The sequence below is a fragment of the Flavobacterium sp. FlaQc-49 genome, from assembly GCF_044005985.1.
Lineage (GTDB): Bacteria > Bacteroidota > Bacteroidia > Flavobacteriales > Flavobacteriaceae > Flavobacterium > Flavobacterium cupriresistens.
Genome location: NZ_JBIPCS010000010.1, coordinates 74,694 through 86,832, shown reverse-complemented (window position 1 = coordinate 86,832; position 12,139 = coordinate 74,694). Strand labels below are relative to the sequence as shown.

The window sequence follows — 12,139 nt, the reverse complement described above, 5'->3', positions numbered from 1 at the left end:
ATTAATATATGTTCGGATTTATTTTTATTTATTGGATTTGGAAAGCTTTCAGCAATTTGGCGATTTTGTACAATAAAAATAAATGGAAATATTTCTTTTTAGGACTAGGGTCTTATTTTGGTTTGTCTTTTATATTCGCAGTAAGTTTTATGATTGTGATGGGACTTGTTGATGGATTTGAGACTATAGAAAATGGAAATTATGATAGCCCGGCTCATAATATATGTTATTCAATTTTAGGAGGATTAGGTTGTTATGCAGTCTATAAATCCCTTGAAAGCAAAGGCAAGAAAGAAAAAGAGTTACTTAGTAAAGAAGGAATAGATAGTATTGGTTTGTTGGAAGAAAATTAAAGTACCATCAAATTACAGCCACGAATATCAGAATTATCAAAACGTCCCAATACCTCGAAAGAGTTGTTGGGATATTTTTTGCCCAAATCCTGCGTTGCGATAAAAGAACAGGAATTGATATTGGCTAAATCGATCACATTTATTCCACCCGTTTTTCCTTCTTTTACATAGGTCAAAGCATCTTCAGGGTCGCGAACTAAAATGTTCATCCAAGACGGACATTCAAAGATACCTTCACCTAAAGAATAGGCCTGACCTAAAAGTTCGGTCATTCCATATTCGGAATGAATGGCCGTAACGCCAAAACCTTTGCAAAGTTGCTCATGCAGTTCTTCGCGAATCATTTCTTTTCGTTTGCCTTTCATTCCTCCGGTTTCCATGATAATGGTGTTCTGAAGTTGAAATTGATGTTTTTCAATTAAATCCAATAAAGCATAAGTTACCCCAATCAGAATGGTATTTTGTCCGGATTGGTCTAATTCTATTAGTTTTTGAGTAAGTTCTTCGTGGTTGTGTAAATAAAACCCGCTTTCAGCCTGATTGGATAGTTTTATCAGATCTTCTACCATGTAGATTAACGAAGAGCCCTCGCGTTCGAGATAAGACGGTAAAAGGGCTAAAACAACGTAATCCTCGATATTGCCGTAAAATTCAGAAAACCCTTTTCGGTAACTTTCTTCATATAAGGAAACATCGGTTACGATATGTCTGCTGGTAATCATTCCGGTAGTTCCGCTGCTGGTAAAAGTAACCTGAGCAGGATCTGCATTCGAAACAACATCATGACTTTTGAAAAACTGAATGGGTAAAAAAGGAATTTGTTGTATTGATTTTACCTGTTGTGGATTTACTTTTAAAAAATCACAAAAATCACGATATACCTGATTGTTCTCATGCTGAAAACGAAACACCTTTAAGGCTATTTTTTCAAATTGTTTCTGACTCGAAATGGTAAATATATCGTTGGCTGTAATCAAAACTTTTTTTGCGCAAAGGTAGGTATTATTGTAGATAGTTTTTAGTTTTCGGTCTCAGTTTTCAGTTTCGATACTCGTAAAGTCACCCTGAGCGAAGTCGAAGGGTTTTGGGTTAAGCAGGGCTTCGACTTCGCTCAGCCTGACATTAGGTTTTTTTAGTGTTCAGTCTCAGTCTCAGTCTTCCGTTTTCGGTTTTAGTTTTTACATTCATTGTCGCCCTGAGCGAAGTCGAAGGGTTTTGTATTTGATCCATGAGAATATTATTTTCCACAGTATTGTCATCTCGACGAAGGAGAGATCACACACGCAGATCACGTTCAGTTGAATGCGAATACTCCTCCGTCAATTGACAAAAAGGGAGCACGAGTGAATCATTTTAGAAGAATTAGAAAAGCAGATTTCGAAGAAAATTTAAGCAACCCCAAAAACCGAACCTGAGACCGACCCCAAAAACTAAAAAAGGCTGTTCAAAATGAACAGCCTTTTTTTTATTTTTTATCGAATAATCAACTTTCGCGTAGCGGAAACATTTTGTTCGCTTATTTTTATAATGTAAACGCCGGGAGATAAATCAGCAACGTTTAATTCTTTGGAGACTAAATGTGTCTGAATTACTTTTTTACCCAAGAGATCAAAGACAATAATTTCCTTTTCTAAATCGTTTTTAGAGGTGATATAAACCTTGCCATTTGTGACCGGATTAGGGTACAAACTTAGTCCCTCAATAGTGGCAGATCCATCTTGAGGTTTTGACGTTTGTTTACTGTCTTGTGCAGAAGAGCTAACAGTAAAGAAAAAAGCCAGTAAGATTATAATATAAAAGTAATTTTTTGCCATCGCATTTTTTTAGATAAGTAAATATACAAAAAAAATTACAAAAATTACACCAAAAAAAAACATCCTAAAATTTTAGGATGTTTTTAACATTATGTGTTCGAGGATATTAGAAACCTGTTGACCAACCAGCAGCCCATGTAGGTTGTGCTACACCATTTCCAGCTCCATTTGAAGCAGCAGATACAGTTGCAACAGCAGATACATCAGCAGCAGTTCCGTCAGTTTTCTTTCCTTTAGTTTGTTTAGCAACGTCAGCAATAAAGTTTACACCAGTTACTTTTAAAGCTGTTCCAACAAAAGCAATAGTCTCGTCATTTTCAACATCAATTCCAGTTGCCCAAGAGCTTAAAACTACATTTGAAATTAAAGCTTTAGTTCCTCTTCTTAATTTTATACCTTGGTTTTCAGCAAAGTTTGCAGCAGCAGCAGTACTTCCAGGACCAACTAAAGTTAAGTTTGTGATTGTTGGGTTAGAAATTGGAGCATAAGCATATCCAAATTCGAAGTTATCCGCTTCAATACCTCTGTTACCTTTTCCGAAATCTAATTTTCCGTACCAGTTTGTGTTTGTACCTCTCCATCCTTCAGTCCAGTCAAATTGGTCATCTTCATTACCAATAGAAATCATGTTTGAAGTGTTAACAGTTCCTCCGAAGAATTCAAATCCGTCATCAGCTCCGTGAATTGCCTCTACAAAATCAACAGTAGTTCCAGAACCAACTCCGAAGAAAGAGATTCCGTTAAATTCTTTTTCACTGTTAAAAGCAGCACCTGCATATTCTATTCTTAAATATTTGATAGATCCTGAGCTATCAGTATCGCTTGTTCCTCCGTAAGTTAACTCAGCAACTTCTGATACAGCAGTTGTAGTTTTACCATTGTCACGGTTTATAGTTGCTTTACCACAAATTACTAAACCTCCCCAGTCTCCGGCAGCTTTACTAGCTAATCCAGATGTCATAACTACTGGTTTAGCAGCAGTACCATTTACATTGATTTTTCCTCCTTGTGCAACAGCGATATATGCTTTTGTTCCACCTGTACCTTGAATAACTGTTCCTGCAGGTATAGTTAAAGTCGCTCCGTTGTTTACTTGGATCTTTCCTGTAAGCTTGTATATTTTAGTAGCATCAAGAACTACTTCTCCATCATTAATAACTCCAGTGAAGTTATCTGGATTAGCAACAAAAGTAGATGAAGGTGTTTTATCATCATTATTGTTATTATCACTTGAACAGCTAGTAAATAAACCTGCAGACAAAGTAACAATTGCCATTAATTGTACGATTGATTTTTTCATGGTAGTTTTAATAATTTTTGTGTGTGTTTAATTGTGTTTAATTTCTTGTTGCAAAGATGGGTCAGAATTCTTTTTGACGTGTTAACCCAATGTGAATGTTAGTTTAAGTTAAAGCTATTGTTGTATTACCTAAATGTTATCTGATTGTAATTAATAGGTTCTGCACTTGTAAGGTCTTTTTTTGGTCGTAGGTGTAAAACAGAAACCAGGATGCCTAGATGGTCAAAAAAGAGCTTGCAGGAAAACGACAATACCTAAATCAATTACTTAATAATCGAACTCAGGTTTTAAAAAAAAAGACAGCCCGAAAGCTGTCTTAGATATTTAAGGTTAATTTTTTTAAAATTCGTAGCTGAAGCCTAAACTTACATTAAGTCCTTTTTTGTAGCTTCTGATTAATACATCACCACTTGTATTTTCCTGAACGGTTTTTACTGTTGGATCTAATAAGTTTTTAGCAATAAAACTTAGTCCGAAGTTTTTATTCAGTTTAGATTTTGCGATAAAATCTAATGTTCCAACTGCTTTGTCTACTAAGTCTCCTTTATCTTGCGTACCAATTGCACTTACTCTGTCCGAAAAATAGTTGTAAGCAATAGTAGTTGTCAAATTACTGTTCTTATTATTCCATTCGTTAAAGAAAGACAAATCTGCATTTAATAATAAATCGGAAGCACCTGTAAATTTGCCGGTTTTATTTGTGAAATTTGTTGGAATCGTTCCTTTAGTTTCTTTTAATACTTTGGCATCGTTTAGTTCTTGGTTGCTATACAAATAAGATACGTTTAGACCTCCGGTTAATTTTTGTGAATTCTCACTGTCCAATGTCCAAAGCGTTTTTTTGTACTCTACTTCTGCACCCGCTGCGTAACCATAATCACCGGTATTAGCCCATGAAATATCGTTTGTAGAAGAGTTTACAGTAGTTTCGTTAATCGGATTTACGATGTATTTACCAAATGCTGTTACCGAAATTAACTCATCACTTTTAGGGAACATTTCCCATTTTAAATCTAAGTTGTAATCGTCTGACGCATATAAGTAAGGATTACCAAATTTTGCTTGTAAAAATTCTTCGTAAACAAATTTTGCTCTTTCTTTAAATTGAGGCAAAGTGTAAGTTTTGCTCAATCCTAAACGTAAGTTTTGTTTTTCGTTTAATTCGTATTTTAAAATTAAACTAGGTAAAAAAGCGGTTTTCTTTAGCTCATTGCTGTCTCCTGTAGGGTCTAAAGAAGTATTCCAGCTTACGTTTTGAAGAATGTGTTCTGCTCTTAATCCTACTACGGCAGTCAATTTGTTGAATCTGTATTCCGTGTTTACAAAAGCAGCATTAATTGTTAAATCACCACTATACACTTGCGGGTCTAGTGCGTCCGGCACTTGATATCCTCCACGGAAAGTAGAGATTGTGAAAAAGTTATTTGCAAAATTTGCCTGATTATAAAACAAATCTAAGTTGTTTGGATCAACAATGTCTCCTGAATGTGAAACAGGGAAGGTTGTAGTCTTGAAATTAAATTGAGTAGCATCAAAATCTCTGTTTTTGAATCTTCCGTTGTAACCAGCAGTAATTTTTCCTTTGTAAAGACCATCCTCGTCTTTTTTAAACTTATATGCTACAGATAAATTAGCAGCAGTTTCAGTTTCTTTTAAGTTTTGAAAATAACGGCTGTTATTTGGTGCCGATTGAGAGTTGATTACATAACCACCAGCCACTTTGTTCATGGTATTGTAAGTTCTGTCCGGAGTGTTCTGATTGATGATGTTGTACGATCCTCCCCAGTTAAAGATGGTTCTTTCGCTCAATTTATGCTCTCCTAATAATTGGTTTACCCATAAATCTGATTTCTCATAATCATTTCTACGGATATAACCATTTCCGTCATTTGCTAAATCAACTATGTATCCGTTTGATTCTTCTTTCTTTTGAGCAGAAGTGTTGATATATAGTGTATTGAAGTTAATTTTGTTGTTGTTGTTTATTTTGTAACCACCATTCAACATTGCAGTTGTGTTAGTGTTGTATGACAGATAATTGTAATCTAAGTCTTTACCGGCTACACCGGCAGCATTCACACTACCTTTTGCAATTCCATTTGTTCTGGATGCATATTCATTGCTGAAAGCAGCAGTTGCAAATAAGCTGATTTTTCCTTCATCACCTACTTTGTAAGTATCTCCGGCAGATAATCCAAATGAACCACCAAGAGGTGTTTTCTTGTCTAATTGTAAAGTGTTGAAGTTGTATTGAGTCAATGGGTTGTTAGGAATTGTAGCTTTACTAAATCCAAACGCACTTGGTCCATCCTGAAGTGTAAAGTTTTTTTCACCAACAGCGTTAGTGTTGATCTTTGATTCAGCATCGATTCTGAAAAATCCTTTTCCTTTATAATCTTTAGAAACGATATCTACATTTCCTCCTGCGAAATCTCCAAAGAATTTACTGTTGTATACTTTGTCGATAGAAACATATTCAATAATATCTGTTGAAAAGATATCCAAATTGATGTTTTTCTTTTCTGCATCATTTGATGGAATTGGCAAACCATTCATTGTAGTCGAGTTGTAACGATCTCCTAAACCTCTTACAAATATAGCTCCTGTTCCTTCTTGTTTGGTGATACCGGTAGTTTTTGCAACCGCACCCGATACATCACTTACTCCTTTTCTGGAAAGTTCTTGTGCTCCGATAGATTGTTTAATTTCTACAGCATTTTTTTGTTCTAACAATAAAGCAGATTCTTTTTGCTTGCTTACAGCAGCAGATTTTACAACAACATCCTTCAATGTATAACCTCCCGAAGAAAGGATCTGATTTACGGTTACGGTTTGACCTGCGGTTACTGTTACGGGTTGTTCAACAGATTCATAACCCACAAAACTGAAAATAATAGTATAGTTTCCAGGGTTTACATTTAAGGAATATTTTCCGTCAATGTCAGTGTTTGCGCTAATTTTTGTTCCTTTTAGTAAGACATTAGCAAAAGGTAGTGATTGATTATTCGATTCTTTATCGGTTAATACACCAGAAATTGTACCTTTGTTTTGAGCGATCGAAATCGAACAGATAAATAATGTGATTAATAGAAATTTAAAATTGAATTTCATTTGAGTTGTGTTTAATTTATTTTTTTGCAAAGAAAGAACCGCCCTGTAAAGTTCATGTTACGCACTTGTTATGTTTTTGTGTGCTGTAGATTATCAAATTGTTACCAGATTAAATTACCGTTAACAGCAATTTTTAACGGTCGTTTTATCGTTATATTTACCATCGCAATTAAAAAACTATCGGATTTTAAGATATGAAATTTGATAAGAAAACTCAATTTTTGCTATTTTATGAAAAAAACACAAACCAAGATTTTATTAGTTGATGATGAGCCGGATATCCTGGAAATTGTTGGCTATAACCTTGCTCAGGAAGGCTATCAGATTGTAACTGCTTCAAATGGAAAAGATGCAATCGCAAAAGCTCAGAAAGAAATACCGGACCTAATTATTATGGATGTAATGATGGCCGAAATGGATGGAATGGAAGCTTGCGAACACATTAGAAAAATACCGGAATTAAATAATGTAATCATAACCTTTTTAACCGCAAGAAGTGAGGACTATTCTCAAGTTGCCGGTTTTGATGCAGGTGCAGATGATTATATTACCAAACCAATAAAACCAAAATTATTGGTAAGCAAAGTAAAGGCTTTGTTAAGAAGGTTAAAAGAACAAGAAGTTGTTAGTGACACCTTAAACGTGGGTGGAATCGAAATTAACCGAGAAGAATACAAAATCATCAAGGGAAATGTAGAAATCGCTTTGCCAAGAAAAGAATTCGAATTGTTCTATCTATTGGCTTCAAAACCGGGAAAAGTTTTTAAAAGAGATGAAATCCTTGATAAAGTTTGGGGCAATGAAGTAGTAGTAGGAGGAAGAACAATCGATGTACACATCAGAAAGTTACGTGAAAAGATTGGAGAAGATCTTTTTAAAACAATTAAAGGTGTTGGTTATAAATTTGAAGTTTAAACATCCTGTAAAAATTTGAACCTTATAAATAATATAAGTTCATTTTAAATTATAGGGTACATACTTTTGTAATTGAAAATTTATCTTTGTCAAAGTTTTAATTTTGACAAAGATTTACTTTTTTAGGTTGTTATCTAATCCTTAGAAATAAGGTTTTATAGGTAATGAACTTATATCGCTTATCTGATAAAAAAAAGTAATCCCTATAGTTTATTATTTTAAATGATCCAATGAAAATTAATTTTAAAAAAACCTACAAATTTGCTGTAAAGTCAGCATTGTATATCAGTCTTTTTACAACAGGATTTGTATTGATTCTGATGTCTCTGTTTTATAAGAACCAGCTAAAACATCAGATTGCGTTTGGATTAGTCTTTATTATCTCGGTTTATATTTTTTCCTTTCTGGTTTTACAATATCGAGTAGAACGGTTTATATATAGGAGAGTAAAAAAAATATACGATGAGGTTTCCTTGTTAGAATCTACAACCCTGATCAATCAGCCCATAACAACCGACATGGAAACGCTTTCACGCGAAGTGAAAAAGTTTGCCACAGATAAAAAACTCGAAATCGAAATGCTCGAAATTCGGGAGCAATACCGAAGAGAATTTCTGGGTAATGTTTCGCACGAACTTAAAACCCCTTTGTTTACTGTTCAGGGGTATGTGTCGACTTTGCTTGATGGGGCGATGGATGATAAAACGATTCGTAAAAAATATCTGAAACGTGCCGAAAAAGGAGTAGAGCGTCTCATCTATATTGTAGAGGATCTGGATATGATTACCAAATTGGAGTCAGGTGATTTAGATTTGTTAATTACAGATTTCGATATCGTCGAACTGATCCAGAATGTTTTTGATTTATTGGAAATGAAAGCTGATAAAAAGAAAATCAAATTGGCTTTTGAAAGTAAAAATGTGCATTCTGTTATCATACGCGGAGATAAGGACAGAATCCAACAGGTATTAGAAAATCTGATTGTAAATTCTATTAAATACGGTAAAGAAGGTGGTTTGACAGAAGTTGGTGTGGTAAACCTAACGAAGAAAAAAGTCTTAATCCGTATTAGTGATAATGGCGAAGGAGTTGAAAAACAAAACATTCCAAGACTTTTTGAGCGTTTTTACAGAGTTGACAAAAGCGGAACCCGTTCTGAAGGTGGTTCCGGACTTGGACTTGCCATTGTAAAACATATTATTGAAGCACATAAAGAGAAAGTATACGTAGAAAGTGAGTTCGGAATTGGTTCTGAGTTCTCTTTTACGTTAGAAAAAGCGTACAAAAATCAAAAAGCTGAAGTTAAGTAAATGTAAGCTTTATTGAGACGAAGTACTATAAAATCTGGGCTTGCGAAAGGGGTTCATGATGGCATAACTATTTCGAAACAAATCTTCTTATTATAGTAACGTCTTGTTAATGATATCTTAACATAGGTGATACATCTTTGCACCTGAAAATTAAGTGCAGTCGTGAAAATGATAAAAACAAAAATAATCGCAGTTTTATTGCTGATTACAGGTGCAGTAAATGCCCAAGATTTAAAGAAAGAAGACGTAAAGAAAGAAGTAATCCGTCTTATGGATTCTATAAACAAAGCAAAAGCTTCTGAGGTAAAAGAAGAAAGTGGTACTTCTGAACATTGGTACGATAAAATTTCTCTAAGAGGTTACGCTCAAATCAGATACAACGGTTTACTTTCTACAAACGATAAAGTTTCCTGCGAACAGTGTGATAAATCCTGGGGAACAACTTCAACAGCACCGGATGCAAAAGCCAATAATGGACTTTTTATCAGACGTGCACGATTAGTGTTCTCAGGGCAAGTACATCCAAATGTATATTTTTATTTTCAACCTGACTTTGCAAGCTCACCGGTTACCGGAATTCAGAATTTTGTACAAATTAGAGATTTGTATTTTGATCTTTCTTTCGATAAAAAAAGAGAATACCGTGTTCGTGTAGGGCAAAGCAAGATTCCTTACGGGTTCGAAAACATGCAGTCCAGTTCTCAAAGGTTAACATTAGACAGAAGTGATGCAATCAATAGTGCAATATTGAACGAACGTGACTTGGGACTTATCTTCTATTGGGCACCAAGCGAAATCAGAAAACGTTTTGCTATGCTGGTAGAGGATGGTTATAAAGGTTCAGGTGATTATGGTGTTTTTGCTTTTGGAGTTTACAACGGACAGATAGCCAATAAATTGGACGGAAACAGAGACCTGAATGTTGTGGCAAGAGTTACCTATCCTTTTGTAATTGGTAATCAGATTATAGAACCGGGGATTCAGGCGTATACTGGAAAATGGGCTTTTACCGGCGAAATTTCTTCAGGAGTTACCGTTAATGATCCGCAATATGTGAAAGACCAAAGATTAGGAGCGACCTTCGTTTTATATCCAAAACCTTTTGGAATCCAGGCAGAGTATAATATTGGAACAGGACCAAGATACAATACCCTTACCAAAACGGTTGATGAAACAAGTTTAAACGGAGGTTATGTATTATTAAATTATAAGTTAGATTTCAAAAAACAACATTTATATCCTTTTGCAAAATTTCAATATTATGACGGAGGAAAGAAATACGAGAAAGATGCCAGAAGTTATGTTGTGAGAGACTTCGAAATAGGAGTTGAATGGCAACCAATCAAAGCGCTTGAACTTACCGCAGAATATGTTATTGCTGACAGGACTTTTGAAGACAGCGTTCTGCCTATCAACAGACAACAAGGAAATGTATTGCGATTACAAGCGCAATTCAACTTCTAAAATTACGCTTCAAAAATAGAAAATAACGAATCCCAGTCGATGTTATTTTTAAATTGAGATAAGCCTTTAAACGATTTTACTTTTGAAAGATCTTCAATCGTAAAGTCGTTTTGCGTTGCATAAGGTACCAGATTCTCGTCTTGAAGTTTTATGGCCAGATATTCCTGCTCATACTGTCCCGGGGTTGGAATAAAAAAGGCTTTTTTACCCAGTTTCGCCAAATCCATAACAGTGGTGTATCCCGAACGACATAAAACCAAATCGCTTTCGTTAAAGGTCTGTTCCAATTGTTTTGAATTCATGAAATTGTAGTAGGTAACATTTCCAATTTCTTGTTTGGTTTGTGTTTTCTCTACTACTCCTTTTACAAAAACAACTTTGCCTTTATAATTTTTAACCTCTTCTTGTAGTTTTTCGTCCAAATAAGTACGTTGAGGTTCAGGTCCCGACAGTATAACCATCAGATCATAAAGTTTAGGCGTTTCCTTTTTACGCATTCGGCTTAATGGACCAATATACTTTAAATTCAGCTCATTGGTTTCGAGGTGTCCTAAAGTACCGGTTAAGTTTACGACTTCATTAGTATCAGGAACCCAACATTCAGCGTATTTTTTTATAATGTGTTGATGGCATTTACTGGTAAACCAGGTGGTATTCCCCGTCATCACATTGAGCTGATGTGTCATAAAAACCGATGGAATCTTTTTGCTGAAAACGCCCAATCGGTTATCGGATATAATACCGTCAATTCCGTGTTTTTTTATTAGTCCCTTCACCATTTTTTTCTCATCTAAAATGGCTGTAATCATTTTAGGTAAGTTTTTAATTAGTTTCCATTTGAAGTTTTTGCCGTTTTTGGCATATTCTATATGATAAGAAGGCAACTCAAGTGTTTCTATGTATGGAAATTCTTTTCGCAGTAAAGCCAATGCAATTCCGTCAGAAGCGATTATTGGGATGTAATTGTTTTCCTGAAGCGCTTTTATGATAGGAATACATCTTGTTGCATGTCCTAAGCCCCAATTTAACGGAGCTACTAAAATAGTTTTGTTCGCAGAATAGTCAATGCTCATAATGTAGCGCTTTTTAAGACGAAGATAAAGAAATATGTTTTTTGTGTTATTTCGTACATATTACTAAATTATTAACTCTATACAGCTGTCAAGGCCGCAAAATTACTTTAAAGAGAAGTGGGAATGACATGATTTGCAGACAAAGTTACTCGTATGTTAACAGTAGATTTGTTTTTTAAACAAAAAAAAGAACTGTTTGAGCAGTTCTTTCTTTGTATCGTAGTAAAAAAATGATTTAATCCTGAATATAAGTTTTGTTTCCGTTAGAGTTGATATAGTATCTACCGCCTTTAGGTCCTGTATATACTTTTTTTCCGTTGTACTCTCCGGTAACTTTATCGGCCACTTTTGGTGCTTTTTCATTAGTCTCTTTGACTTTTTTAGTAGTCGTTTTTGAGGCAGCCGTTGTGGTTTTTGTAGCTTTATCTAGTGTTGCTTTTGAACTCGCGTTTACTTTATCAGCACTTGCTTTAGTTTTGTCTGCACTTGCTTTAGTTTTTACAGCGGTTTTGTCTTTAGTTTCTTTGGCGCTGGCATTTACTTTATCGGCACTTGCTTTTGTTTTGTCTGCCTTTGTTTTTGTAGCGTCAGCAGCTGTTTTGTCTGCTTTTTCTTTTGTTTTTGTGGCTTTATCAGTAGTTTTTTTAGCATCGGCCTTCGTTTTGTCAGCGCTTGCTTTGGTTTTCTTTGCCGAAGCCTCGGTTTTTTTCGCTGTTTTCGTGACGTCCTGAGCGTAGAAATTAGTAGATAAAACTACTATAAGACAAAGTAATAATAATTTTTTCATAAGAGTATCGTT

Annotated in this window: 10 protein-coding genes; 4 read left to right on the top strand and 6 right to left on the bottom strand. The window is 34.9% G+C overall.

Translation table 11 applies throughout. The features are described from left to right. Positions 1-8: 8 nt before the first annotated feature. The gene (locus tag ACHRV3_RS18205; protein ID WP_047778893.1) at positions 9-353 is read left to right on the top strand and encodes a hypothetical protein; all 345 of its coding nucleotides are present in this window, start codon (positions 9-11) and stop codon (positions 351-353) included. On the opposite strand, the gene ACHRV3_RS18200 is transcribed toward ACHRV3_RS18205, so the two are convergent. The 4 genes from ACHRV3_RS18200 to ACHRV3_RS18185 form a co-directional block, all read right to left on the bottom strand. Then, positions 350-1,330 carry an acyl transferase gene (locus tag ACHRV3_RS18200; RefSeq protein WP_395435765.1) on the bottom strand — a complete coding sequence of 327 codons (981 nt, stop codon included), beginning with the start codon at positions 1,328-1,330 and terminating at the stop codon, positions 350-352. The genes ACHRV3_RS18205 and ACHRV3_RS18200 overlap by 4 nt on opposite strands. Positions 1,331-1,825: 495 nt before the next feature. Then, on the bottom strand, positions 1,826-2,167 hold the full coding sequence (locus tag ACHRV3_RS18195) for a T9SS type A sorting domain-containing protein (RefSeq protein ID WP_230003622.1): 342 nt from the start codon (positions 2,165-2,167) through the stop codon (positions 1,826-1,828). A gap of 106 nt (positions 2,168-2,273) precedes the next feature. Next, complete coding sequence (locus ACHRV3_RS18190; protein ID WP_047778890.1) at positions 2,274-3,467, bottom strand: hypothetical protein; 1,194 nt, start codon at positions 3,465-3,467, stop codon at positions 2,274-2,276. Positions 3,468-3,806: 339 nt separating this feature from the next. Then, complete coding sequence (locus ACHRV3_RS18185) at positions 3,807-6,578, bottom strand: TonB-dependent receptor domain-containing protein (RefSeq protein ID WP_395435766.1); 2,772 nt, start codon at positions 6,576-6,578, stop codon at positions 3,807-3,809. Positions 6,579-6,809: 231 nt separating this feature from the next. On the opposite strand from ACHRV3_RS18185, the gene ACHRV3_RS18180 reads away from it, so the two are divergent. From ACHRV3_RS18180 to ACHRV3_RS18170, 3 genes are all read left to right on the top strand, one after another. Next, positions 6,810-7,493 carry a response regulator transcription factor gene (locus tag ACHRV3_RS18180; protein ID WP_047778888.1) on the top strand — a complete coding sequence of 228 codons (684 nt, stop codon included), beginning with the start codon at positions 6,810-6,812 and terminating at the stop codon, positions 7,491-7,493. A gap of 230 nt (positions 7,494-7,723) precedes the next feature. Further along, positions 7,724-8,803: a cell wall metabolism sensor histidine kinase WalK gene (locus ACHRV3_RS18175; RefSeq protein ID WP_047778887.1), complete on the top strand. Its 1,080-nt coding sequence runs from the start codon at positions 7,724-7,726 to the stop codon at positions 8,801-8,803. 168 nt (positions 8,804-8,971) lie between these two features. Then, positions 8,972-10,267, top strand: coding sequence for a porin (locus ACHRV3_RS18170; RefSeq protein ID WP_047778886.1), 1,296 nt, complete (start codon positions 8,972-8,974; stop codon positions 10,265-10,267). Positions 10,268-10,269: 2 nt separating this feature from the next. Here ACHRV3_RS18170 and ACHRV3_RS18165 read toward each other — a convergent pair whose 3' ends face one another. After that, a complete protein-coding gene (locus ACHRV3_RS18165) occupies positions 10,270-11,340 on the bottom strand; it encodes a glycosyltransferase (RefSeq protein ID WP_395428117.1) in 1,071 nt (356 codons plus the stop codon). 235 nt (positions 11,341-11,575) lie between these two features. Beyond that, complete coding sequence (locus tag ACHRV3_RS18160; protein ID WP_395435767.1) at positions 11,576-12,127, bottom strand: hypothetical protein; 552 nt, start codon at positions 12,125-12,127, stop codon at positions 11,576-11,578. Positions 12,128-12,139: the final 12 nt, after the last annotated feature.